The organism is Mucilaginibacter aquariorum (genome assembly GCF_024498135.1).
Classification (GTDB): domain Bacteria; phylum Bacteroidota; class Bacteroidia; order Sphingobacteriales; family Sphingobacteriaceae; genus Mucilaginibacter; species Mucilaginibacter aquariorum.
Genome location: NZ_JANHOH010000003.1, coordinates 242,985 through 267,781, shown reverse-complemented (window position 1 = coordinate 267,781; position 24,797 = coordinate 242,985). Strand labels below are relative to the sequence as shown.

The window sequence follows — 24,797 nt, the reverse complement described above, 5'->3', positions numbered from 1 at the left end:
TTCCACCAGATTGAAAAAAAATGATAAAAGAAAAACCCCTTAAATTAGCGATTTAAGGGGTTTTCGGTTGTAGAACTTGTTTGCTCAGTGCGCCCACCTGGGCTCGAACCAGGGACCAAAAGATTATGAGTCTTCTACTCTAACCAACTGAGCTATAGGCGCTGAAAATAGTTGTTATTTTCGAGGTTGCAAATATGTAAAATTGAACCCGGAATTACAAAAATGATTTCATTTTTTAATTCAATAACATAACAGACTGTTTTATAGGTGATTTGTTTATACTAAAGTTTGATGAAAAGAGTTGGGACGCATGTTGTAATCAGTATTAGCGCGTTTAAATCATCTCTTTTATAAAAATATTCTCTATCAACTAACGAAATGTAACAATTATTTAACCTTAAAAACTTTTGCGGTATATAGCTTTGTGTAGATAAGAGGCGGGTAATTGTGAGTGTTATTCGTCCTTTATTATTTATATTTAGCTATATGTTTAGCCGCCGCAAATTTATCACAACAAGTGCAACAGGTTTAGCCAGTATAATACTGCTGCCGACGGTTAATAGTTTTGCAAATGAGAATAGCCAGTATAAAAGGAAGTCTGCAAAGCTAAAACTAAGGTTTGCGCTGGCATCAGACATCCATTACGGCCAACCGGGCACAAACTTTGAAGTGAATACCGCCAATATGGTTAAATGGCTGAACGACGACCATGCCAAAAACCACCTGGATATGGTGATCATTAATGGCGACCTGGTACATAACCGTCCCGATCTGCTCCCCGAAATTAAAACACAATACCTTGATAAGCTGAACGTGCCTTATCAAACTATACCGGGTAACCATGATTTTGCCGATGCCCGGGTGTGGAAGAATGTGTTTAATTATGAAGACCGTTATACTATTGATCATGGTGATACAGCATTTGTATTAGCCAACACCGCCGATACAAAAGGTGCTTATGTTTGCCCTGATAACAGCTTCCTAAAAACATCACTGGATAAATTTGCGGATAAAAAAATCGTATTTGTGGTGCTGCATATCCCGCCTGTTAAATGGCAAAAGAACGAGGGCTTTTTAGATTGCCCCGAAACTATTGACCTGTTACATGCCTATCCTAATGTTAAAGCTGTTTTTCATGGGCACGATCATTTGCTTGATGGCGTGCGTTATACAAACAAATTGCCACACTTTTTCGACTCGCACATTGGAGGCGACTGGGGTACCGACTATAGGGGCTATCGTATTGTTGAAGTGAACGAACAGAACGAGATTTACACCTATCAGGTAAACGCCAGTCAAAATCCAAAGCTTAACTCCAACAAGCTGTAATAGTTGTTTATCTGATAACTTAACCTTAACATTTTTGTTAAACAAAGCCCGTAACTTTATTGTAGTAATAATATAAAACAAATGGAAATGGGATATTCATCGCTTGATCTGGCAATGCTTCTGATTGCGGCATTTGTAATATGGGTAGCTTCGCGCATCCCTCTGAAACCTAATGGAGATGCTAAGAAAAGCATTAGGCAAAGGCTTAAAAACAAGAATCAGCATTCGCATTCTATATCCTGATGGATTTGAAGGATAATATTTAGCAGCTAACATGAGAGGGAAACTGTTTGAGAAAAGTTAAAGTCGCATTTTTTGCCGATATACTGGTTGAAGATTTCGACGGTGCTGTGCGCACTATGTTCCAGCTGATAAACCGCATTGATACTACAAGGTTCGAGTATTTGTTTATTTACGGCGCCGGGCCTGATAAACTGAAGGGGTTTGATTCCCTAAAAATACCCGCTATAACCCTGCCCATAAATACAAATTATTCTATAGGCCTGCCTTTTTTGGCACAAACCCGTTTAAGCAATAAGCTGGCACAATTTGGTGCCGATGTGATCCATATCGCTACACCGTCTTTCTTAGGTAACTTCGGATTAGATTATGCAAACCGACATGGCTTGCCGGTAATAAGTATTTACCACACCCATTTTATATCCTACGTAGATTATTATTTTAAATACGCCCCGGTTTTTATCAAAGGTATTAAGCAAAGGATAGCCCTTGGGCACAAAAGCTTTTACAACCGATGCGATAAGGTGTATGTTCCATCCGAAAGTATAAAAACGGAGCTTTGGGAAATGGGTATCTACCCCACAAAAATGAAGATCTGGAAACGGGGAATAGATACCCGTTTGTTCTCGCCGGATAAAAGGGACACAGGCTTGATACAGCGCCTTACGAACAATAAAAATCCAACCATAATATTTGCCAGTCGCCTGGTTTGGGAGAAGAACCTGGAAACACTTTTTGCTATTTATGATCAAATGCAAACCAGGGCAACACCCCTAAATTTTTTGATTGTTGGCGATGGTATTGCCCGCCAAACCTGCGAAACCCGCATGAAGAAAGCCATATTCACCGGTAAAATTGATCATCAGCATCTTTCTGTTTTATACGCGTCCGCGGATGTTTTCCTGTTTCCGTCCGTATCTGAAACTTATGGCAATGTAGTGGTAGAAGCCATGGCATCGGGGCTGCCTTGTGTTATTGCAGATGGCGGCGGCTCAAAAGATTTTATTGAACGGGGTATCAACGGTTTTAAATGCAGCCCCTATAACGCGGCAGATTATGCAGAAAAAATTGACCTGATATTAAACAATAAACCGCTTAGCGCCCAATTTTCAACCGAAGGCTTACAGTGCAGCAAACAATTAAGTTGGGACCAACTGGCCCAAACATATTTTGATGATGTAAACAGCCTGGTTTTTAAACAGCCCGAGCAATTAGTGTTAGCCTGATACTGTTAACGTTAACTTAATATTAAAACGGTTGATTTGCGGGCACATACCGCTTCATTTAACAGTGGTGCCCGCAAATGCTAAAACGTGTTTATTTTTTATTAATAGTTGCATGCAGTACGCTGTTAAGCGTTACCGCAAATGCGCAAAACGAGCAATTACACTCTATCCGCTCACTCAGTCAAAAACATCCCGATTCGGCACTTATCATATTAAAGAAATTGCACGCGCAGGCCGTTGACAAAAACGATGCCGTAACCGAGGGTATTTGCCTGCAGCAAATGGGCCAGATCTGTTATAATCAAGGGCATTATGCCCAGGCGCTTGATTTTTATTTACATGCCGATAAAATTTTCAGCACAGGTAAAAGATCTGACCTTTTAGCCGCTAACATGGGCGAAATGGGCGTTTTGTACTATTATAATAAGCAGCTGGAAAAATCGCGTGCTATGTATAACAGGGCCTTAGCCATTTACCAGCAAAATGGTAACCTGAAAGGCCAGGCCGAAATTTTTGGCAACATTGGCCATTTATACGAAAAACGCCGGCAGTACGATAGCTCTTTTTACTACCAGCACTTAGCGTTAAACAGTTATACCCAGGCTAATTATAAACAAGGGGCCGCAAAAATATACGAGAACCTGGGTAGTATTTATGAGGATCTGGCTAAATACGATTCGGCCTATACCTGCTTTAACCATTCGTTACAGCTTTATAAAGAGGAGCATAACGAAATAGCCAGTATTGAAGTGATCAACAACCTGGGCGATATACTGCGCAAAACAGGTAAGTATGGCCAGGGGATAACGCAATCGCGCAGGGCTATGGCTTTGGCAGAGCAAACGGGGAATATTTATCAGCTTGCCGCCTGCAGCAAGGACCTGGGTAAAGCATATGAGTTAATGAACCGTATGGATAGTGCCTATCACTACGCCGAATTAAGTCGTAAGTATTCGCTGGAGGTGTATTCAAAGGATGGAGTAAACCAAACGGCCTTTTTGCAAGTGTTGTATGATATGACCAAGAAAAGCGATGAGATCAACCGCCTGAATAACATCCGAAAGATCAACCGCATTATAACCGTTGCGGTAGTGGTGGTAGTGGTGTTGCTTGTAGTTTTGGGCATGGTTATTTTTAGCAGGCAGCGTTTAAAAATTAAAGATCAGAATGCGTTGGCTAAACAGAAGGAGGCACAGCACGACCTGATGCAACTGGAGTTAAAGAACCAGCAATTAGAAGAAGAGAGCCTTAAACAGCAACTGGAAGTAAAAAGCAGGGAGTTATCTACCCATACGCTTAATCTCATAAAAAATAACCAGTTACTCGAGCATCTGCGCAGCACGTTACAGCTTATGGTGAAAGAGGATAAACGCGATCAAAAGAAACAAATGCAGCAGATAATACTGCAGATAAACGAAAGCTTTAACCACGAACAGCATTGGAAAGAGTTTACCAATGCCTTTGAGCAGGTGCATCAGCAGTTTTTTGATAGTATTAAAAAGTACAGTAGTGAATTAACTTCTGCGGATATGCGCCTTATCGCTTTACTCCGCATTAATCTCGATTCTACAGATATAGCTACACTGTTGGGTATCTCTACCGATAGTTTAAGGGTTTCGCGTTATAGATTACGCAAAAAGCTCAATATTCCGCAGGGAGACAACCTCACCGCCTTTATTCAAACCTTATAACACCGTTACAAAGCACTATAACTTTAATAGGTTTTATAGTCATTTTACCCACTTAACATTATGTTAATGTAACGGTAATGAAATGATAACGGAGGTTTTTAATTGCCATAAATATTTTATAATCAACGGGTTGAGTATTGTTGTTGCCTTTTAATATACGACCCATGTAACGGTGTTGCCTTTATGTAACCCCACAAGTTTCATTTCTATTTGGATGTATACACACCTTTGCAGCGTCATTAAAAAATGGACGTTATCACAGCAATGAACAAACTTTTACAGATCCTATTGCCGCTGCTATTTTGTGCTACAATAGCAAGCGCTACTAAATTAAAAGGCCACGTTTACGATAAACAATCGGGCGAGGCCCTGGTAGGGGCAACCGTTGTTTTAGAGAACACTGGCAAAGCCACCACCACCGGGCTCGATGGCTCATTCGAATTAAAAGACGTGACCCCGGGCGCAGCTGCCATCCGTATCAGCTATATAACTTACAAAACGATTACCCGGCAGATCACCATTCTGAAAGAGGATAACGCTCACCTGAAGATCTACATGGAATCGGCAGCGAAAGACCTTAACGAGGTTACCGTAAGGGCAACAGCCAGCGGCTCAAACGACCGCGATGCCCGCCGCATTGAACAGAACGCTACCCAGGTAATGAACATCGTATCGGGTAAGGCCATTGAGGTATCACCCGATCTGACGGTTGCAAACGTTATGCAGCGTGTATCCGGTGTATCTATAGAGCGTAACAGCAATGGCGACGGGCAGTACGCCATCCTTCGTGGTATGGATAAACGCTATAACTATACACTGGTTAATGGTGTAAAGATCCCAAGTCCGGATAATAAATACCGTTATGTACCGCTTGACCTGTTCCCGTCTGACTTATTAGATAGGTTAGAGGTTTACAAAACGCTTACCCCAAACTTAGAGGCTGATGCTATTGGTGGCGCTGTTAACATGGTGATGAAAAACGCGCCCGATCATTTCCAGATCAATGCTAATATAGCTACAGGTTACAGCCAGTTATTTTTCGATCGCAATTTCACCAGCTTTGATGCATCAGGTATCAACCATAAATCACCTTACGAAATAAACGGCCGCAGCAATAACGCTACCCAGGCCGATTTTTCTAAAGGTGTGTTTGATTATACTTCAAAAAAGCCTGCTCCAAATATGGTGGGCAGCTTGTCTTTAGGGCAACGTTTTTTTGACAGCAAATTAGGCGTTATTGTAGCAGGTAGCTACCAAAATACTTATCGGGGAAGCAACAGTACCCTATACAATCCAACTGTAACCGGTACCGACGAATACAGCATTATCACCAACAAAAGCTATCGCGAATATTCTGAACATCAAACACGTTTAGGCTTGCATGGCAAGGTAGATTATGCATTTGATAAGAACAACAAGATCAGCCTTTACAACGTGTATGTCGACCTTAAAAATCAACAGGTACGTGATGCGGTATCTACTACATTTAACGGTGTTTATGATCCTGCTGCAGGTAATGCAGAGCTGGTTTACAATACCCGTAGCCGCTTAACCGAGCAAAAGATCTACAACAGCACCTTACATGGCGATCACAAGTTTTTTGACGATAAATTTAAGGTACAATGGTCGGCAGTATACTCTACCGCACAAAACGAGGTTCCGCAGAATACCAATATTGAATTGAATGGGCTGCAGCAGAATTTTCAGAATACCCGTACTTCATTGGTAAATACCTCACCGGTTGAAATGCGTTGGGAACGTAATACCGATAATGATAAAGCAGGGTATTTAGACCTTACTTACAATATTTTTAGAGGCAACAAAAATTTAGATCTGAGCTTTGGTGGTTTATACCGCGACAAACAAAGGAGCGGTTTCTATAACAATTATTCACTTTCGCCATCTGCAGCAAACGCAGGGTTGCTATACGGTAAAGATTTCCAGAACTATACCGATCTGCAATTAGTGGTTAATAACCCTACCGGCGGTGTTGCCAACCCGCTTACTTACGATGCATCAGAGAAGACATCATCGGGTTATGGTATGTTCAATTATAAATCAAACGGTTTGGAATTAATTGGTGGTGCGCGCGTTGAGCATACAAACCAGGGGTATAACATGTTATTTGCCCAGGGCGAAACAAGACCTTCAGGTAACCAAATATATACAGATGTTTTACCAAGCTTAACAGCAAAATATCACTTAACAGATAAGCAACAACTACATGCGTCATATTACAGGGCTGTTAACCGCCCGGGCTTTTATGAACTTAACCCGGGTGTGGTACCGGGCGAAGATTATGACGAAAAAGGTAATCCTGACCTAAAACGTGCGCTTGCCGATAACTACGACCTGCGTTATGAACTATTCCCGGGTGCATCAGAGCAATTGCTTGTAGGCGCATTTTACAAAAGGATAAAAGACCCAATAGAGTTTATCTTCCAGACTGATGGTTCGGTACACAATAATATTTATTACATACCCGGTAATTTTGGTACAGCCAAAAACTACGGTGCGGAGATTGACTATATTAAGTTTTTCAACAAAATAGGTATTAAAGCTAACTATACCTATACGCACTCCAGCATTACTACTCCTAAAAATAAACGCCAGATCGACCCTGTCAGCGGTGACATTCAAACAGTAAACGTTATGCAAACAAGGCCGCTTTACGGGCAATCAGAACACATTGGTAACTTGTCGTTATTGTATAAGGATACCAAAAAAGGTTGGGATATACAGGTTGCCGGCGCTTACACCGGATCGCGGATAATCGCGGTATCGCAGTTTGTAAATAACGATCAGTGGCAGCAAGGTTTTATACAGATGGATGTCTCTGCCGAGAAGCGTTTTGCCGGTGGCTTAAGCGCGTTTATTAAGGCAAACAATCTCCTTAATACACCAACCAAGGTGTACATAAAAGGTACTAACCCGGCCAATGATAAGATCAAAGAGGACCTGGTATCAAATGGGCATACGCTTATACGTAACGATTTTTATGGACAAAGTTACCTGATAGGTTTAAGATATAAGTTTAATTAAGCTATAAAATATATTCAAACATAAATAAGATGAAATTTAAACAGATCATAGCCGTATTAACGGTGGCAACGCTGGCTTTTACAGGCTGCGAGAAAGCTAATATAGATGTTGATACAACGCCGCAAAATGGCTCGGCCATAGGTGAGGTATCCGGCGTGTGGGCAAAAGGTAGCGTACACGAAATTAAGGGTGATATTATTATCCCCGAAGGGAAAAGCCTTACCATTGAAGAAGGTGTAACCGTATTGATGGATGTAACTGCAAAACCCGAGATAGTAATTAAAGGTAATTTATATTCGTTAGGTACAGATGCCAATCCGGTTAAATTTACCGTAAGCGATGTTTACCGTACTGCCGAAAATAAATTTGGCAAACTATGGGGCGGTATACTTGCGGCACCTACCTGCGCCGAGCTTGTGCTTGATCATACCATATTAGAGTACGGTGGCGCAACCACTTCAGATGCATCAACATCGGTAAAAATGGGTTTATACAAAGCCGTTGCCGGCGAAAACCTGCCGGCGCTTTGGTTCTCAAATGTGAACGGTAAACTTATTGTGCAAAACAGCGTCATTCGCAACTTTCAGGAAGATTGTAGTTATATAGAAGGAGGTAAGGTGATCTTCGCGAATAACGTGTTTTATACAACGGGGGTTACAGGCGGCGAGGCCATGAACTTTAAATCGGGATGTTTGGCAGATCTGGCTTATAACCTGGTTTATAGCTGTAATACCAACGCCTTCAAACTATCAAACAGCGGCGACCGTAACCCGCAGGCATATATCATCGCCTACAATAACACCATGATAAACACCGGCTGGCGCAGACCAACCGCTAAAGGTGGTTCAGTTTGGTTAGAGGCAACCGTACGTGCCGATTTGTATAACAATCTGTTTGCAAACACTCGTTTCGGTATAAAACGCGACCCTAAGAAACTGGAAGATAACCGTTCTAAAAACGACAATAACTGGTATTACGGTTTCGACCAAACTACGGTTAACCAGTTCCAGGTTGGCAGTAATGATATAGTACCCGGCGGCGCTAACGATGTAAGAGGCACTAAGGCCGGCGATAATGACCCTAAGTTTGTAAATTATCCCTTAAGTAATTCAGAAGTTAGTCCGGATTTTAACACCAGCTGGGATTTTCACTTACAGGGTAATTCGCCTGCATTAACAAAAGGCACTACTAACTTTACCCGCCACCACAAAGCGGGTATTACAACCGCAAATGGTATCACCTATACATCGCCCGAGCCTTCTACCTTTGTAGGTGCTTACGGTACTAAATTGTAACGAATGAAGAGAGTGAATATATTTTGTGCTGCACCATTAGCTTTACTGTTGCTGAATAGTGCCTGCAAGCCAGGCACATCTACAGATACTACTGATATTAAACCGGTAATAATTACCGAAGCCGTTAAGTACGATACAGATGACCCTGCAATTTGGGTAAACAAAGCCGACCCGGCCAAAAGCCTGGTGATAGGTACCGATAAAGATGCCGACGGCGCCTTATATGTATTTGACCTGCAAGGGAAGATAATAGCCGATAAAGTTGTTAGGGGATTAAAACGCCCTAACAATGTTGACCTTGCCTACGGTTTAATACTAAACGGTAAACCAACAGATATCGCGATCACTACCGAACGGATAAGTCACAAGTTGCGTATTTATTCGTTACCGGATATAAAGCCGGTTGATAATGGCGGCATTGATATGTTTGTTGGTGAAACAGGTTACGAGTATCGCGACCTGATGGGCATCTCTATCTACACCGCTAAGGATGGTAAAATGTATGCTATAGTTGGTCGTAAAAGTGGCCCCAAAACAGGCGGTTACATTTGGCAGTATTTACTGGGCGATGATGGCAAAGGGAATGTAAAAGCTACCCTTGTACGCAAGTTTGGCGAGTATAGCGGTAAAAAGGAAATAGAAGCCATTGCGGTTGATAACGAGCTGGGCTATATCTATTATTCCGACGAGCAAACAGGCGTGCGCCAATATTATGCCGACCCCGAGAAAGGGGATAAGCAGCTGGCTATTTTCGGTACCACAGGTTTTAAGGCTGATCATGAAGGGATCTCAATTTATAAGTTGGCAGATAGTACCGGTTACATTTTGGTGTCTGACCAGGGTGCCAACCGTTTCCAGATCTTTAGCAGGGAAGGCACTAAACAGAACCCCTTTGAGCACAAGCTATTGAAGATAGCCAATGTACAGGCCCGCGAAAGCGATGGTTCTGATGTGGTGAATGTGCCGTTGAACGATACCTTTAAGCATGGCCTTTTTGTAGTAATGAGCACCGATAGAACATTTCATTACTACCGCTGGGAAGATATTGCCGGTAAAGAGTTGAAGGTGAAATAACAAAACCAAACTAAATACCAAAGCCATTGCCGAAAGGTAATGGCTTTTTTGTTTTACGCAGTCGCTCGGCTGGAGCCGAGTGACGACTATTCAGCGGCGTCCCGCCGCAGTATACGTTGACGGCCGGAGGCCTGATAATATTGTCACTCGACTGGAGCCGAGCGATTGCATGAAAATTCAGAAGATAGCCGTTGCTCGTCTTTCGGACTTGCGGACTTTCCCGACTTCGGACTTTCTAATGCCCATGCATCTCGTTATCCACCTGCTCGGGTTTTTGCTGAAAGCTCCAAACCAAATAAAACAGCGCGGGCAGGATAAATATACTACCAACCAATAAAGCTATCCCAAGCGATTGGATGGTTTTCTCGGCACCCTGATCATCGATAAGGGACAGGTGACCGCCGTTTTTCAGGATAATAATGTTAGGGTAGTGCTTGTAGGTGGTGGTCAACAGAATCATGGTCATCTGGAAGCCGGCCAATACACGTATAATAAAGCGTTTGCCCTTGGCGATCAAATACCACATTACTATCAGGGAAACACTTGCCGCGCTTACAGCAGCAATGCCAATAAAATTACCGAACACCCATTGTACCAGCGGGATGTTCTCTTTTATGGAAGCGATAAAAACCACCGAACCGGCTACTACAGCAGCTACGTTCATGATCTTCGCTTTGCGGATAAAGCTTTTGCGTTCTGCATCGTCGTGGGTTTCGCCGATAAGGTAAATGGCTGCTAAGAATCCGCAGAGCGCAACCGTGAAAAAGCCGATTGCTACCGAGAACCAGTTGAGCCAGCTATAAACGTAAGCATCCATAAAGTTGGTAGCCTGCGGATCAACCCGGCCGGATACTGCGCTGCCGGCTATAATGCCTAAAAACAGGGGCGTTATAAAGCTGGAGTACACAAAGATCTTGTTATATACCTTCTGCATATTATCGTGCACCGCATCATAATTACGGAAGGCGAGGGCCGTACCACGCGCGATAATACCCATCAGCATCACCGTAAGCGGGATATGCAGGTAGGTAGACATGGTGGCGTATATCACCGGGAAACCCACAAATAATATTACAATGGCGATGATCAGCCACATATGGTTTGCCTCCCATATCGGCCCAATGGCGTTATACATAATGCGCCGCGTGCGCGATTTATTTTTGTTGGACGTAAACATCTCTATAATGCCCGCGCCAAAATCGGCCCCGCCCATCACCAGGTAGAGTAATAAGGCCACCCATAAAAAAACGATCACAACATATATCATCATGGGTTTGCTATTTAAGGTGCAACGGTTTTAGTGTCATAAATCTCGGGTACCATTTTTATTTGCCTGTAAAGCAAAAATATTACCGCAAGGCTCAATGTGAAATATACAGCGGTAAACAGGTAAAACGAATAGCCTATACCGGGCATGGGTGTAACCGCATCGGCAGTGCGCATAACGCCTTGTATTATCCAGGGTTGGCGGCCAACTTCGGTAACTGTCCACCCGGCCTCTACGGCAATAAAGCCTATTGGGGTTGCCCATATAAACAGCTTCAGGAACCAGCGTTTATCAAACCAGTTCTTTTTCTTGAATACGGCAATCAAGTATATGATCCCTAAAGCCATCATCAGCATACCAAGCGCCACCATCAGTTGGAAAGCGTAATGCGTAACCGCTATAGGCGGCTGGTCTTTCTCGGGGATCTGGTCCAGGCCTGTTACCGGTGTTTTAAAATCGTCATGAACCATAAAGCTGAGCATGCCGGGCAGCTCAATGGCGTAGTCTACTTTCTTATTTTTAACATCGGGGATGCCACCAATAATAAGCGGGGAGTAGGGTTCTGTTTTAAAATGCGCTTCCATGGCGGCAAGCTTGGCGGGTTGCCTTTTTGCTACCATTTTGGCCGAAATATCACCGCTTAAAGGCTGTAATATAGCAGCTACTACACCAAATACCGCGGCTATTTTAAAAGCCGGCATATGGAAGCTTATATTTCGTTTCCGCATTATCATTAACGCGTGCACACCTGCCACGGCAAAGCCTGTGGCCGCAAAAGCAGCAACCGACATGTGTAATGCCTGCGAAAACCATGCAGGGTTAAACATGGCTTTTATGGGGTCAATGTTCAGGTATTTGCCATCCACAAAATCAAAGCCGGATGGGCTGTTCATCCAGGCATTGGCGGCAACTACCAGTATGCCTGATATTAAACCACTAACGCCCACCACAACACCTGTAAACCAATGAAACCATCGGTTAAACCTGTTCCATCCATAAAGGAAAAAGCCTAAAGCTATCGCCTCTATGAAAAAGGCTGTTCCTTCCAGCGAAAACGGCATACCAAATATTGGCCCGGCGTGTTTCATAAAGGTTGGCCATAACAGCCCCAGCTCAAATGAAAGCACCGTGCCCGATACCGCGCCGGTGGCGAAAAATATAGCCACGCCTTTGCTCCAGGCCTTGGTTACGTTTTGGTATACCGGGTTGCCGGTTTTTAGCCATATAAAGTGAGATACCGCCATAAAGAATGGCATCACCATTCCAATGCACGAAAATATGATGTGAAAGCCCAGGGACAATGCCATTTGCGACCTGGCGGCCATAAAATTATCCATAGTGCAAGTTTAAGTACTATACTAATGCTTAACTATATAAATTGCACATTTTTAGCAATTTAGAACGAATAATAATTAAACAAAAAGCCGGTATATTATTGGATTTTTGGGAATTATTGAGTATAAATCTTCAGTACGTCTTGTCATCCTGAGCGACCGCGAAGGATCTATTAGCGAACTTTGCTTATCGGATAGCATATCGGCGATTAGATGTTTCACTACGTTCAACATGACAAGCATAAAAATGCTATTTCGAATGAGGCGAAAGGATATGATAGGATGGTTACGAATGTGTATTTAGCTTTTGCACCAGCGCTGCTGATGTAGCATCGTTAGAGATGCCGTAACCATTTACCAGCAGCCCCTTTACATTATTTTTAGTGGAGGATATGGCATATAATATTTCTTCATCATCCGGGTTGGATTCTCCTTCAAAACGGAACACCGCATCAATCTCAAAATCATCGGGTGATAGTTCTGTATTGCTGTGGTGACAAACAAGGCAATCTTCCTGTATATTAAAATCGAGGGTATATCCTTCTTCTTTTAAACCATTTATGGTTTGCGATAGGGTTCCGTAATCTGTTTTCATGGCGGTAAATCTTTAAAGCGAATTTACGTATTTATTCCCTGTCATAAAAGGTAGAATAGCGTCTCTTTTACTTCACTGCCTTAAAATTCTTCCGCCGTTGGTGACAACACCAACAAGGGAGAAAAGCAGAATGTCATGGTGAGCTTGTCGAACCATTAGTCGCTTTACAAGGCGTTTAGGTCTTCGACAAGCTCAGACTGACAGAAATATATCTTACTTCACCGCCCTAAATTTCCACTTACCCGAAGCTACTTTAAACCTGATATGGTCATCCTTATCGCCTGTATCAGCATTTGCGGACTTGTTTCAGATCTATTTGTTTGCGATAAGCCAGCCAGGTGTTAATCGCTGTATCGGGGCTGTTTGCTGTGCCTATCCAATGCGTTTTCCATTGTGGTTGTGCAGTGGTTTGTGCTTGCGCGAAATAGGGGATAATAAGGCAAAGGATGATGAATAGTTTTTTCATGCGGGTTGTAATCGGCAGGCTAAAGTAAGTGGTTAGTTTATAATGCCAGTAAATATCATGAATAGATGAGAGATGACTGTGCTGCAGTGTATCCTTATAATCAGGGTTTGCGTTAGGGATAAAAGCGGATACCGGCCCGTGGTTAAGGCTTGTGCAGTATGAGCGGAGAGCCCGGCCGCAGGCAACGCCCATACTTATTTACTCAAACCCCTCGTTGGCATCGTTAACCAGTTTTTGCAAAACCGGTTCATTTAAAATGGTGATGCTTTTACCGCTTACGGATATCAGGTTTTCCTGGATAAAATCCTGAGTTACTTTGAACCACGTTTCGTATGATACCGCCGCGTAGCTTGACAGGTCCTGCCGGGTAAGCTCGATATTTATAGCGCCTGCGTCGTCGGAGCCAAATAAGCTTTTAAGGTTAAGCATTGCCAGGGCAATACGCTCTTTAACCGGCATGTGCACCAGGTTACGCATCCGCTTTTCTGATTTTTGCAGCTCATCGGCAAAAAACTTCATTAAGGCATAGGTAAACTTATGGTTCACGTTAAGGGTGGATTCAAAAAAAGAAAGATCAATATAACAAAGGGTTGTTGGTTCTAAAGCAGTAGTTGCTACCGGATAAACAGGATTGTTACCCAGCCCCATGTGCCCCAATATATCGCCCGATTGGGCAAAACGGATAATAAGCTCTTTATCGGTATTCCAGCGTTTATGTACTTTAACCTTACCGGTATACACAAAATAAATACCCTTAACCGGGTCGCCTTCTTTGAAGATACTTTCTCCCTTTTTTACAATAAAGTTTGTTTTGTGCGCACCAATTGCCGGTATCCAGTCTTTAACGCTATGCGTGCACAAAAAGCAATTATTTAAATTACAGGTGTTTTTAGTTTCCTTCATTATTTACAAAACGTTGCGGCTGCAATATTAGCAAAGAACAGCATACTTTTAACAGTAATGCTTAACCCTTGGTATTATCTTGCTCTTTTAACGACAACAGGTTATTAAGCGATAACGGCCCCGAACCAATGAGTGAGAAAATGATAAGCAGCACACAAGCAAAAATGGAGAGCCACAGATCGTTATTGGGCTCGGAACGAAATATGTTAATTAAGAACAGTGCCGAAATAACAATGGGTAGCTGTAAAAGCGAGGATAAACGCGTAAGCAGGCCAAGGGTAATGAGTATGCCACCAGCCATGTGAACGAAAGTTACATAGTACATAACAGCCTTAAGAAAAAAGGGGGATAAATTTAACAGTTGCTGGTCTTCAATTATCCACCTCAAATAGCTCATGTTTTCCATAAAGCTAAGTCCTTTTAAAAACAGGAATATCCCCAGCATTATGCGTAATAAATCTAAAACGGCAGGGTGGTGCCTGTCTCCCCATTTTTCAATTTTGGTAACTACGCTCATACATTACAGCTTTAAATACGGTTTAGCTTATCCTTTGGTGGATCTCTTTAGTAGTGGCGATAACAAAAGATATACCTACCATAAATATAACAAAACCGCTGAATATTACCCAGGGAAAAGAATTGATACCATTCAAATTAATGGTCCATGAATGCGAATCGACAGCGCTTACATGGTTAAGGTTCCTGAAGATGTAGCAACCAATTAGCATAATAACTACACCAAGCGCGATAAGTACTTTACCTGAATTTCTCATAATCTTGTATTAACAATGTTTTAGTTTACAAATTTAACTTATATATTTGCAAATATATTGTTAAAACAATAAAAAAATCAAATTTGTTTTAACATGGCCTCATGTTTGCTTGTGAAAACAATACTGAGGCATTTGAATTGTGTATTTTTTATGAAAAAAAGTAATCTTAAGAACGGTATCCCCATTTCTCCACTATTAACCCAGCTTGATGACGACACAGACCCGGTAAAAAAATCGACCTTTTTAAAGGCAAGGCTTTTACGCATTTGTGTATACGCCGTTGGTGTAGCTGTTGCTATAAGTTTAATTGCCAAAGTGCTGGTTTCGCTTATTAACGTGGTAACCAATATTGCCTTTTATGGCCAGCTTAGTGTTGCCTTTCATAGCCCGGCAGCTAATAATTTGGGTATGTGGGTAATTGCAATACCGGCAATAGGCGGGGTAATTGTAGGCTTTATGGCCTTATATGGTTCAAAAGCCATACGCGGCCACGGCATACCCGAGGCTATGGAGCAGATATTGGTTAACGAGAGTAATATTAAACCATCCATTACCTTTTTAAAGCCCGTATCATCGGCCATTGCTATAGGTACGGGTGGGCCGTTTGGCGCTGAGGGGCCTATTATTGCAACGGGCGGTGCTTTAGGCTCAACCCTGGGGCAGCTATTTAAAGTTACGGCAAACGAGCGTAAAATTATTTTGGCCGCAGGCGCAACAGCGGGTATGTCGGCCATATTTGGTACACCAATAGCCGCTATATTTCTGGCGATAGAACTTTTATTGTTCGAGTTTTCGCCGAAATCAATACTACCGGTAGCGCTGGCTTGTATAACAGGCGCGGCGGGCCATCATTTATTATTTGAATCGGGGCCGGTGTTCCCAATGCCAGATCTGGCCATACCATCAAACCTGGCGCTTGGTATTTATAGCTTTATGGGGCTTTTAATAGGGTTGCTATCATTAGGTATTACCAAAATTGTTTATTTTATTGAAGATGCTTTTGAAAAACTGCCCATCCATTGGATGTGGTGGCCGGCTATAGGTGGTTTAGCAGTTGGTGTTATTGGCTACTTTGCGCCGCATACGCTTGGTGTAGGGTATGATAATATTACCGGTATTTTATCGGGGACCTGGCCTTTAACGCTTATAGTTAGTTTATGCCTGTTTAAATTTTTGTCGTGGGCTATTGCCCTGGGCAGCGGTACATCAGGCGGTACGCTGGCGCCTTTGTTAACCATAGGTGGCGCTTCGGGTGCAATTATCGGTTCAATAATATTATCCTACTTCCCTGATGCGGGTATTACCTTGCCAATGGCCGCATTAATTGGCATGTCGGCTATGTTTGCCGGGGCGTCAAGGGCGTTCATCACCAGTATTGTATTCGCGCTGGAAGCTACCTTGCAATCGCATGCTTTGCTGCCTTTGTTGGGTGCTTGTACTGCCGCTTACATTGTATCATTCTTTTTGATGGAAAACACCATCATGACCGAAAAGATAGCCCGTCGTGGGATTTCAACACCCGATTCATTTGAGCCGGATATCCTGCAAAAAATGTTTGTATCTGATGTGATAAACGACGATGCGATTGTATTGAGCGCCGATAGTACTATTAAAGAAGTAAAAAACTGGCTGAGCAAAAATAAGGTAGCCGATAATTACTTTATTTTAATAGATAACAATGAAAATTATAGCGGAACGCTAAAAATAACCGACATATACAACGGCGACATGGATGCCACTGCGAAATTGAGCGATCTGGTAGCTCCGCTGCATGGCACTACCATTAAAAGTAACGATACGCTTCATCGCGCGGTAGAAAGCATGTCGAAAAACAATACGGAGATAGTGCCGATCTTGTCTGCCGGTAAGGATGGTAAAGTAATAGGTGTGTTAACGTATAAGGATATCATAAAGGCTTATCAAACCAATATCAGCAAAAACGAAAACCTGCATACAAAGATATCCCTTAAACGCCAGCGCATGAAGATGGTTATACGTGGTAAGAAGCTTATTAATTTGAATAACGAGGACAATAAGGCGTAATTCAATTTCATAAAAAAGCCGCCCTTCGAAAATCGAAGGAGCGGCTTTTCACTCATCACTCATCTTTAGTTCTTATTTCCAACCACCACCTAATGAGCGGTAAAGGTTAGATACGGCGCTTAACTGCGCACGTTTGATGGAAGCCACTTCAAGTTCGCTTTGTAGTACGTTACCTTGTGCGGTGATAACCTCAAGGTAAGTAGCCAAACCGTTTCTGAATAACAGATTGGCATTGCCGGTAGCTTGTTGCAATGTAGTTACCCTGTTTGCTGCAATAGCTTGCTGTGTTTTTAGTTTTTCAATTGTTACCAAAGCATCAGATACTTCACCAACCGCATTTAATACCGACTGGCGGAACTGCAATACTGTTTTCTCGCGATCAACCTTAGCAACCTCGAATTGGGTTTTCAGTTTTTTGCGGTTAAACAAGGGCTGTGTAATGCCACCGGCAACTGTACCGAATAAAGATGCAGGGATATTAAACCAATTACTTGCTTTAAATGAATTTACACCACCCGAAGCTGTAATAGTTAATGATGGATACATGTTTGCTTTAGCGATACCTACCTGTGCATTGGCAATATTCAGGGCCAGTTCGGCCGATTTTACGTCGGGCCTGCGGCTAACAATTGCTGATGGTAAGCCAGATGGCAGGTTCTCGGTGATCTGAATGTTACTTAAGGTATTGCTGCGTTCAATCCTGTCTGGCAATGCGCCGGTAAGGATACGCAGGGCATTTTCCTGTATAGTGATATTCTGTTCAAACTGAGGTACCAATTGTGCGGCTGCCAGGCGTTGTGCCTCGGCTTGTTGTACAGCTAATGAAGTTACCTGCCCGGCATCGTATTGTAAACGGATAATGCGCAAAGTACTATCATTCAATTTTACATTCTTTTGGGCGATGGTTAGCTGTTCGTCAAGCATCAGCAGGTTATAATAACCTTGTGATACGCCTGCTACGATGTTAGTCTGGATCGCTTTTTTAGCCTCATTAGTTTGCAGGTATTGAGCCAAAGCAGTTTTGCTTTGGTTACGAATTTTACCCCAGATATCAGCCTCCCATGAAAGGCCAAGGTTGGCAGAGTAATCTTCGATGTGTTTTGTGCCTACCCCAAAAGTGCTCAGGCTTAAACCATTCAAACTATTGTCTGACGGGCGATTGGTGCTTGCGGTTACATTCAGGTTTACCTGTGGTGTATAGTTCCATTTTACCTGTTTAAACAATAACTGCGATGCTTCTATGTTCTTAACAGCTATCTGCATATCGTAATTATTAACGATGGCGCTGTCAATCAGTTTTTGCAGGGTAGCTTCGGTAAAGAAGTTTTTCCATTGTATATCAGCAATACTTGTGGTATCGCTTGCTGTAGGTGCATTCCTGAAAGCAACAGGCAATGCAGGTTTGGGTGTTTCAATATCTTTTGAAACTTTACATGCGCTTAATGCTAATAAGAGCATAAAGGCGAATGTATTGATATATCTTTTCATTGTGTTGTGTGATTAATGTTTTGTTAGAGCCTTACCCAACCCTCTCCATTGGAGAGGGCAGGGCGAGGCAATTAGTGTGCTTCTATTGCTTGCGCAGGTTGGGCGTCCGGGTTGTAATTTTTATCCAGGTGCCTTGAAAGCGGCACGCCTGTAATTTTTTCCTGCAGATGCTGGAAGATCACAAACAGAACAGGGATTATCAATAAGCCCAATATTACTCCAGACACCATACCGCCCGCGGCACCAATACTAATAGAGTGGTTACCCTGTGCAGATGGACCGGTGGCAATACTCATCGGGAATAAACCGAATACGAAGGCCAGCGATGTCATCACAATTGGGCGTATCCTTAGCCTTGCTGCTTCAACGGCTGCATTAACCAGGCTTAAGCCAGCCCTTCGTTTCTGCACCGCGAACTCTACAATAAGGATGGCATTTTTTGCCAGCAAACCGATGAGCATGATCAGCGCTACCTGTACGTAGATGTTGTTTTCGATACCGGTTATGCCCAGTACAGCAAACACACCAAATAAACCGGTAGGGATAGAAAGTATAACCGCCAATGGCAGGATATAACTTTCGTATTGTGCCGATAACAGGAAGTATACAAACACCAAACATAACAGGAACACAACGGTAGACTGACCGCCTGACGAGATCTCTTCACGGGTTTGGCCCGAGAACTCGTATGCAAAACCTTGCGGCAATTGCTCTTTTGCTGTTTCCTCTATGGCCTTTATGGCATCACCCGAGCTATAACCCGGTTTAGGAATAGCATTTATCTGGATAGAGTTAAACAGGTTATAACGTGACGCGGTTTCAGAACCATACACACGGGTTAGTTTAACCAGGGTGTTAATAGGCACGGTTTCGCCTGCTTTATTTTTTACAAACACGCGGTCAATAGTTTTCGGATCGGTACGGTCGGCAATATCAGCCTGTACCACCACACGGTAATATTTACCAAAGCGGTTAAAGTCCGAAGCCTGTGCGGTACCAAAGTAAGCCTGCATGGTTGATAGGATGTCCTTCACATTTACACCTAACTGGTTAGCCTTTTCGTCGTCAATTTCTAATTGTAATTGAGGGTAGTCGGCTTTGTATGATGTAAAGGCATAAGCAACTGCCGGTTTCTGCATTAGCTTGGCAATAAAGTTATTGGCAATACCGCTAAACTTATCCAGTTTGCCGTTAGTCCTGTCCTGCAGCATCACATCCAACGCTTCCACGTTACTAAATCCCGGAACGGTTGGGAAACTGAACACGAAGAATGTACCACCCGGTACGGCACCTAATTTGCCCCTTACTATGTTTTGGATCTCATCAATGTTTTTTACAGCGCCACGCTCGTCGGTAGGTTTTAACAACAGGAATATAACACCCGCAGATGGACTGCTTGACTGTGTTAAGAAGTTGAAACCGGATAATGCGGTAACGAACCTTGCTGATGGTAAAGTTTTCAACTGATCTTCGGCTTGTTTGAAGATCTTGTTAGTACCGCTTAACGAAGTACCGGATGGGGTTGAAACCGCTATGGCCACAAAGCCCTGATCTTCTGTAGGGATAAAGCCTGTTTTGGTTCTGTTCACCATAAACACGGTTACAGCAATTAACACCGCAAGGCCGGCCATGCTCACCCATTTATTTTTAATAAGCACTTTTATGCTGCTAACATACCTGTTAGTGATATAGTTAAAGCTGCCGTTAAAACCTGCATAAAACTTATCTACAAAACCCTGTTTAGGAGCAGGCTGGCCATCATCCGTATGCTTGTTCTTTAAGAACAATGCAGCCAGTGCCGGGCTTAATGTTAGGGCGTTAACAGCTGATATGATAATGGCGATAGCCATGGTCAATGCAAACTGTTTGTAAAATATCCCCGTAGAACCCGACATGAAACTTACCGGTAAGAACACAGCAGCCATAACCAGGGTAATGGATATAATAGCGCCGGTTATTTCGTGCATTGCTTCGGTTGTGGCTTTTTTAGGGGTGAGGCCCGGGTTGTGCTCCATTTTAGCATGCACCGCCTCCACCACCACAATGGCATCATCCACTACAATACCAATGGCGAGCACCAATGCAAACAACGTTAGCAGATTGATGGAGAAGCCAAAGAGGTTCATGAAAAAGAACGTACCAATAATAGCCACAGGGACTGCTATAGCCGGGATAAGGGTAGACCTAAAATCCTGAAGGAAGATAAACACTACGATAAACACCAGCACGAAAGCTTCTATCAGCGTATGCTCAACCTGGGTTATAGATTCATCCAGGTCTGTTTTGGTACGATAGAACTGGTTGTATTTAATGCCGACAGGGAAATCTTTAGCTGCTTTTACCATCAGCTTATCAATAGCTATTTGTATCTCGTTAGCATTTGATCCTGATAGCTGTATAATACCGATAATAACACCGTCCTTACCGTTAAGGTTGCTGTAGCTGTTATAAGAGTAAGCACCCAATTCAACACGGGCTACATCTTTTAAATGCAGTACAGAACCATCGGCATTGGCACGGATGGCAATGTTCTGATATTCCTCTGGTTTGGTAAGTTTACCTTTGTATTTAATTACATATTCAAATGATTGATCGCTGCGTTCGCCGAAACGGCCCGGAGCTGCTTCAATGTTTTTATCCTGTATGGCAGCCATTACTTCGGCAGGCGTAACTTTGTACGTTGCCATTTGTGTAGGGTTTAACCAAACACGCATCGAGTAATCTTTAACCCCACCAAATATACTGGCCGAGCCCACACCCGGGATACGTTTTATCTCGGGTACAATGTTGATCTGTGCGTAGTTGGCCACAAATGTCTGATCGTATTTTTTAGGATCGTCTGTATAAATGGCCATGGCACCAATAAAGCTGTTTTGCTGTTTGGTGGTAGTGATACCGTATTGCACAACCTCGGCGGGTAACTGGCTTGTAGCCTGCGAAACGCGGTTTTGCACGTTCACCGCTGCCTGGTCAGGATCGGTACCTTGCTTAAAGTAAACAGTAATACCTAATGTACCATCGTTACTGGCTGTAGAGGTCATGTAGGTCATGTTCTCTACACCGTTAATTGCTTCTTCCAAAGAAGGTGTTACCGAACGTAAAATAGTTTCGGCATTGGCGCCCGGATAAACAGCAGATACCAATACTGCCGGCGGGGCAATATTAGGGAAACGCTCTAAGGGCAGTTTGGTTAAGCCAAGTATCCCCACTATCACCAATAAGATGGAGATAACGGTCGATAGTACCGGCCTGTCTATGAATTTCTTAAACATTGTCTTAATATTTATGAGTGAAGCCTCTCCCCAACCCCTCTCCAAAGGAGAGGGGCTTTAAGAAGCATAGTTTTTGTTTGAACCCTCTCCTTTGGAGAGGGCAGGGTGAGGCCTTAGTTTTTCGCTACAACCGCTGCTTTATCAACAGATTTTTGCGGGGCTATAACCATACCTTCCTGTAATTTGTCGATGCCACTAAGTACTATCTGGTCGCCGGCTTTAACACCATCTTTAACCAGGTAATTTTCGCCGCTTGTACCTATAATGGTGATAGGCGATTTTTTCACTTTGTTGCTATCCGCCAAAGCGTACACGAACACCTTATCCTGCATATCGATAGTAGCCGATTGAGGAATGATCAAGGCATTATTATGTTGCAGGCTCAGGCGAACTTTACCTGTATTACCCGAACGTAATAGGCCCTGCGGATTAGCGAAAGTTGCCCTTACAGTGATAGCGCCGGTAGTTTTATCAAACTGGCCGTCAATTACATCTATCTTACCTTGTTTAGCGTATTCGCTGCCGTCGGCTAATAATAATGATACTGATGGCAGGTGTTTAAGCTTGTCCTTAAGCGTAGCGCCTTCGTATTGGTCTTTAAAACCTACAAAGTCTTTTTCGCCAAGAGAGAAGTAAACATGCACATCGTGCACATCAGATAATTGCGTTAAAGCTTCAACATCCTGCGGAGAAACCAGGCTACCTTGTTTTTTTAACAGGCGGCCAATGTAACCACTAACAGGGGCTTTTATTAAGGTGTAACCTAAATTGATCTGCGCGGTAGCAACGTTTGCTTTTGCCGATTCGATATTGGCTTTGGCAACCTGATAGGTAGCTTTAGCTGTTTTTAACTGATAGTCTGATACTACTTTGTTAGCAACAAGCGGGGTTAATTTATCAACCTCTATTTGGGCGTTTCCCAGAGCTGCTTCGGCCGCATGTAAACTTGCTAATGCGTTGTTTAATGCTGCGCGATATGGTTGTTCGTTTATTTTAAATATTGGCTGGCCTGCATTTACAAATGCGCCTTCGTCCACAAATACTTTATCTAACGAACCGCTAACTTGTGGGCGAACCTCAACGTTTACGGTACCTTCTATAGATGCAGGGTATTCCTGATAAGTTGTTTGATTACCTGTTGCTACTGTCGCTACAGGCAATGCCGGTGGAGGTGGGGCTTGCGCCGTTTGCGGCTTTGGTGAACAGCTGAATAATGAAATGGCGATTATCGCTATTAAGATAATTTTCATGATGATTAATTTTGATGGTGAGTTGATAGGTGTTAGAGCAGCCCGCAAGCTGTTTATATATATAGTGTCGGTTGTTTTTGTTGTATTGTACATTGTTGTGCGTATTGTTGTATTCGATAGTATATGTTTCGTTTTTTACTGCGGATATCACCGTAGCTAACGATAATATGAATAAGATATTAACCTTGTTAGATTATTTAACACTGTTAAATAGCGGGGGAGAAGAATAGTTATAGTTTTCATAAGCGTGAGTTTTATAGTTTGAACTTTATTTAACCTTATTAATAATTAACAAGGGTTAAAACTTTAATTAAGGGGTGATAGATCTAATAATGCCTGTTATAGCATCCCTTAACACTTGCCTGTTTATGGCATCAGAATCACCGCGATTTAAAAGATTGATAGACACTAACCCGTGTACTATCGACCAAAAAGTATAATATTTTGTACAGATCACATCCGAATTAAGATCATCAATTTTCATTAACTCACCTATCGATGTGGCGAAATGTTCCCAGGGCAATTCGGCCTCGGCCAAATTATTTACCATCTCGCAGCTACAGTTGGTTGTTATACCAAACATTACCTGGTATAATTCCTTATTTGCAAAAGCGAAGTTCCAGTAAGCAAGCCACATAGCCTCCAGCTGATCTGCCGGCGATGTGTATTTATCTTTTGCTTCCTGCAGATCGTTTGATAATAATAAAAAACCTTTACGGGTAAGCTCTAATAATATCGCTTCCTTATTAGCAAAGTATTCGTATATAATAGGGGCGGTGTATTCAATTACATCGGCTATTTTACGCATACTTAAGGCCTGCCATCCATCTTCCTTAACAATTTGCAAAGCGGCACTCAGGATGTTACTCCTGGTTTCCTCTTTCAATCGTTGTATCCTATCCTTGCTGGCCATTTCTTTTAGTCCTATTAGATTATTTAACAGTGTTAAGCAAATGTACAACGGTAAATTAAAAACCGTTTCATTCTATTGTCATTTACTTAGTAAAACTTAAATTATTTTATGATTTTTCTTCGATGCAGTTATTTTCTTCATGAAACTTTACAAGCTTCAGCATCACTTCTATAGCAATTTCGTAATTTTTGGTGCCTGCTACCTTTTTGTACTGGGTTTCAAGGTCCATTACCTGGCTTTTTAAGTTATGATAAAAGGCCTCACCCTCAGGTGTAAAGTGCAGCATTACTACACGGGCATCATCAGGGCTTTTTTCGCTTTTTACCATATTAATGGCTTCCAGCTCTTTTACTATTTTACTTGTAGCCTGTTTGGTAACGTTCATTTTGGCTGCCAGTTCGTTATTTGATATACCGGTTTTACCAATACTCATAAACAGGGGCAGATGAGCGGCATTAAATCCCGGTTGATCTATACGGCAAAGTTTTTTACCCATCCACTCATCCAAAAGGCGCTTAAGCAGGTATACCAGCTTTGGGGCAACTTTTTTGGTTTCTTCAGTCATTACACAAGGGTTTTCCATGATAGTATATACA

The 24,797-nt window shown here is 42.7% G+C and carries 19 protein-coding genes and 1 tRNA gene; 7 read left to right on the top strand and 13 right to left on the bottom strand.

The window, feature by feature from the left end:
* Window positions 1-88: 88 nt before the first annotated feature.
* Window positions 89-162, bottom strand: a tRNA-Ile gene (locus tag NPE20_RS16280).
* Window positions 163-486: 324 nt separating this feature from the next.
* On the opposite strand from NPE20_RS16280, the gene NPE20_RS16275 reads away from it, so the two are divergent.
* The 6 genes from NPE20_RS16275 (at window position 487) to NPE20_RS16250 (ending at window position 9,897) form a co-directional block, all read left to right on the top strand.
* Window positions 487-1,329, top strand: a complete 843-nt coding sequence (locus NPE20_RS16275; RefSeq protein WP_256539738.1) for a metallophosphoesterase family protein — start codon at window positions 487-489, stop codon at window positions 1,327-1,329.
* Between the two features lie 290 nt (window positions 1,330-1,619).
* Entirely contained in the window at window positions 1,620-2,795 is a 1,176-nt protein-coding gene (locus NPE20_RS16270; protein WP_256539737.1) for a glycosyltransferase, read from the top strand.
* 77 nt (window positions 2,796-2,872) lie between these two features.
* On the top strand, window positions 2,873-4,486 hold the full coding sequence (locus NPE20_RS16265; protein WP_256539736.1) for a tetratricopeptide repeat protein: 1,614 nt from the start codon (window positions 2,873-2,875) through the stop codon (window positions 4,484-4,486).
* 264 nt (window positions 4,487-4,750) lie between these two features.
* Window positions 4,751-7,528, top strand: coding sequence for a TonB-dependent receptor (locus NPE20_RS16260; RefSeq protein ID WP_256539735.1), 2,778 nt, complete (start codon window positions 4,751-4,753; stop codon window positions 7,526-7,528).
* Window positions 7,529-7,557: 29 nt separating this feature from the next.
* Window positions 7,558-8,823 (top strand): right-handed parallel beta-helix repeat-containing protein, encoded by a 1,266-nt coding sequence (locus tag NPE20_RS16255; RefSeq protein WP_256539734.1) that lies wholly within the window; start codon window positions 7,558-7,560, stop codon window positions 8,821-8,823.
* Window positions 8,824-8,826: 3 nt separating this feature from the next.
* Complete coding sequence (locus NPE20_RS16250; RefSeq protein ID WP_256539733.1) at window positions 8,827-9,897, top strand: phytase; 1,071 nt, start codon at window positions 8,827-8,829, stop codon at window positions 9,895-9,897.
* Between the two features lie 235 nt (window positions 9,898-10,132).
* Here the strand turns inward: NPE20_RS16250 and NPE20_RS16245 are convergent, their stop codons facing one another.
* From NPE20_RS16245 to NPE20_RS16215, 7 genes are all read right to left on the bottom strand, one after another.
* Window positions 10,133-11,164, bottom strand: a complete 1,032-nt coding sequence (locus tag NPE20_RS16245) for a cytochrome d ubiquinol oxidase subunit II (protein WP_256539788.1) — start codon at window positions 11,162-11,164, stop codon at window positions 10,133-10,135.
* Between the two features lie 14 nt (window positions 11,165-11,178).
* Window positions 11,179-12,501, bottom strand: a complete 1,323-nt coding sequence (locus NPE20_RS16240) for a cytochrome ubiquinol oxidase subunit I (RefSeq protein WP_256539732.1) — start codon at window positions 12,499-12,501, stop codon at window positions 11,179-11,181.
* Between the two features lie 283 nt (window positions 12,502-12,784).
* The gene (locus tag NPE20_RS16235) at window positions 12,785-13,093 is read right to left on the bottom strand and encodes a phosphoribosylpyrophosphate synthetase (protein ID WP_256539731.1); all 309 of its coding nucleotides are present in this window, start codon (window positions 13,091-13,093) and stop codon (window positions 12,785-12,787) included.
* 286 nt (window positions 13,094-13,379) lie between these two features.
* Entirely contained in the window at window positions 13,380-13,751 is a 372-nt protein-coding gene (locus NPE20_RS16230; RefSeq protein WP_256539730.1) for a hypothetical protein, read from the bottom strand.
* A 6-nt stretch (window positions 13,752-13,757) separates the two neighbouring features.
* The gene (locus NPE20_RS16225; RefSeq protein WP_256539729.1) at window positions 13,758-14,462 is read right to left on the bottom strand and encodes a Crp/Fnr family transcriptional regulator; all 705 of its coding nucleotides are present in this window, start codon (window positions 14,460-14,462) and stop codon (window positions 13,758-13,760) included.
* A 61-nt stretch (window positions 14,463-14,523) separates the two neighbouring features.
* Window positions 14,524-14,979, bottom strand: coding sequence for a DoxX family protein (locus NPE20_RS16220; RefSeq protein WP_256539728.1), 456 nt, complete (start codon window positions 14,977-14,979; stop codon window positions 14,524-14,526).
* 22 nt (window positions 14,980-15,001) lie between these two features.
* On the bottom strand, window positions 15,002-15,235 hold the full coding sequence (locus NPE20_RS16215; RefSeq protein ID WP_256539727.1) for a hypothetical protein: 234 nt from the start codon (window positions 15,233-15,235) through the stop codon (window positions 15,002-15,004).
* A 150-nt stretch (window positions 15,236-15,385) separates the two neighbouring features.
* Here NPE20_RS16215 and NPE20_RS16210 point away from each other — a divergent pair, with 150 nt between their 5' ends.
* Window positions 15,386-17,278 (top strand): chloride channel protein, encoded by a 1,893-nt coding sequence (locus NPE20_RS16210; RefSeq protein ID WP_256539726.1) that lies wholly within the window; start codon window positions 15,386-15,388, stop codon window positions 17,276-17,278.
* Between the two features lie 72 nt (window positions 17,279-17,350).
* On the opposite strand, the gene NPE20_RS16205 is transcribed toward NPE20_RS16210, so the two are convergent.
* The 5 genes from NPE20_RS16205 to NPE20_RS16185 all read right to left on the bottom strand — a co-directional run bounded on the left by NPE20_RS16205 (window position 17,351) and on the right by NPE20_RS16185 (window position 24,784).
* Complete coding sequence (locus NPE20_RS16205; RefSeq protein WP_256539725.1) at window positions 17,351-18,766, bottom strand: TolC family protein; 1,416 nt, start codon at window positions 18,764-18,766, stop codon at window positions 17,351-17,353.
* Between the two features lie 71 nt (window positions 18,767-18,837).
* Window positions 18,838-22,038, bottom strand: a complete 3,201-nt coding sequence (locus tag NPE20_RS16200) for an efflux RND transporter permease subunit (protein ID WP_256539724.1) — start codon at window positions 22,036-22,038, stop codon at window positions 18,838-18,840.
* 113 nt (window positions 22,039-22,151) lie between these two features.
* On the bottom strand, window positions 22,152-23,288 hold the full coding sequence (locus NPE20_RS16195) for an efflux RND transporter periplasmic adaptor subunit (protein WP_256539723.1): 1,137 nt from the start codon (window positions 23,286-23,288) through the stop codon (window positions 22,152-22,154).
* A 310-nt stretch (window positions 23,289-23,598) separates the two neighbouring features.
* A complete protein-coding gene (locus NPE20_RS16190) occupies window positions 23,599-24,201 on the bottom strand; it encodes a TetR/AcrR family transcriptional regulator (protein WP_256539722.1) in 603 nt (200 codons plus the stop codon).
* A 106-nt stretch (window positions 24,202-24,307) separates the two neighbouring features.
* A complete protein-coding gene (locus tag NPE20_RS16185) occupies window positions 24,308-24,784 on the bottom strand; it encodes a MarR family winged helix-turn-helix transcriptional regulator (protein ID WP_256539721.1) in 477 nt (158 codons plus the stop codon).
* Window positions 24,785-24,797 lie beyond the last annotated feature (13 nt).

Bases quoted from the DNA above. Each gene is read 5' to 3' on its own strand.
- NPE20_RS16275 (WP_256539738.1), top strand. From the start codon at position 487: ATGTTTAGCCGCCGCAAATTTATCACAACAAGTGCAACAGGTTTAGCC.
- NPE20_RS16265 (WP_256539736.1), top strand. From the start codon at position 2,873: ATGCTAAAACGTGTTTATTTTTTATTAATAGTTGCATGCAGTACGCTG.
- NPE20_RS16260 (WP_256539735.1), top strand. From the start codon at position 4,751: ATGAACAAACTTTTACAGATCCTATTGCCGCTGCTATTTTGTGCTACA.
- NPE20_RS16255 (WP_256539734.1), top strand. From the start codon at position 7,558: ATGAAATTTAAACAGATCATAGCCGTATTAACGGTGGCAACGCTGGCT.
- NPE20_RS16250 (WP_256539733.1), top strand. From the start codon at position 8,827: ATGAAGAGAGTGAATATATTTTGTGCTGCACCATTAGCTTTACTGTTG.
- NPE20_RS16245 (WP_256539788.1), bottom strand. From the start codon at position 11,164: ATGATATATGTTGTGATCGTTTTTTTATGGGTGGCCTTATTACTCTAC.
- NPE20_RS16240 (WP_256539732.1), bottom strand. From the start codon at position 12,501: ATGGATAATTTTATGGCCGCCAGGTCGCAAATGGCATTGTCCCTGGGC.
- NPE20_RS16235 (WP_256539731.1), bottom strand. From the start codon at position 13,093: ATGAAAACAGATTACGGAACCCTATCGCAAACCATAAATGGTTTAAAA.
- NPE20_RS16230 (WP_256539730.1), bottom strand. From the start codon at position 13,751: ATGGGCGTTGCCTGCGGCCGGGCTCTCCGCTCATACTGCACAAGCCTT.
- NPE20_RS16225 (WP_256539729.1), bottom strand. From the start codon at position 14,462: ATGAAGGAAACTAAAAACACCTGTAATTTAAATAATTGCTTTTTGTGC.
- NPE20_RS16220 (WP_256539728.1), bottom strand. From the start codon at position 14,979: ATGAGCGTAGTTACCAAAATTGAAAAATGGGGAGACAGGCACCACCCT.
- NPE20_RS16215 (WP_256539727.1), bottom strand. From the start codon at position 15,235: ATGAGAAATTCAGGTAAAGTACTTATCGCGCTTGGTGTAGTTATTATG.
- NPE20_RS16210 (WP_256539726.1), top strand. From the start codon at position 15,386: ATGAAAAAAAGTAATCTTAAGAACGGTATCCCCATTTCTCCACTATTA.
- NPE20_RS16205 (WP_256539725.1), bottom strand. From the start codon at position 18,766: ATGAAAAGATATATCAATACATTCGCCTTTATGCTCTTATTAGCATTA.
- NPE20_RS16200 (WP_256539724.1), bottom strand. From the start codon at position 22,038: ATGTTTAAGAAATTCATAGACAGGCCGGTACTATCGACCGTTATCTCC.
- NPE20_RS16195 (WP_256539723.1), bottom strand. From the start codon at position 23,288: ATGAAAATTATCTTAATAGCGATAATCGCCATTTCATTATTCAGCTGT.
- NPE20_RS16190 (WP_256539722.1), bottom strand. From the start codon at position 24,201: ATGGCCAGCAAGGATAGGATACAACGATTGAAAGAGGAAACCAGGAGT.
- NPE20_RS16185 (WP_256539721.1), bottom strand. From the start codon at position 24,784: ATGGAAAACCCTTGTGTAATGACTGAAGAAACCAAAAAAGTTGCCCCA.